At 77.2% G+C, this 391-nt stretch carries 1 protein-coding gene; it reads left to right on the forward strand.

The window, feature by feature from the left end; translation table 11 throughout:
• Nucleotides 1-391: uroporphyrinogen-III synthase (locus D588_RS0122550; protein ID WP_017917613.1), on the forward strand; the 391-nt coding region annotated here is incomplete at both ends.

Here is a 391-nt window from a genome sequence, read left to right on the forward strand (position 1 = left end):
TGGCGGCACGCCCCGGCCAGTGCTGGCTGGCGGTGGGCGCAGGCACGGCGCGCGCTTTGCGCCAGCACGGCATCGCCGAAGTGGCGACGCCGGCGCGGATGGACAGCGACGGCCTGCTGGCACTGCCGGAACTGGCCGCGCACGACCTGCCGGTGGGACTGATCACCGCCCCCGGCGGCCGTGGCCTGATCGCCGCACACCTGCAGGCGCGCGGCACCCCGCTGCTGCGCGCGGACGTGTATGTGCGCGAACCGGTACGACTGCGCGCGGCCGACCTGGCCCGCCTGCGTGCGGCGCCACCCGGCGTGCTGGCGCTGAGCAGCGGCGAGGCGCTGCAACAGCTGCTGGCGCAGTTGCCGGAGGAGTTGGCCCGGGCCTGGCGCGCGCGGCC

The organism is Xanthomonas sp. SHU 308, from assembly GCF_000364645.1.
GTDB classification, from domain to species: Bacteria; Pseudomonadota; Gammaproteobacteria; order Xanthomonadales; family Xanthomonadaceae; genus Xanthomonas_A; species Xanthomonas_A sontii.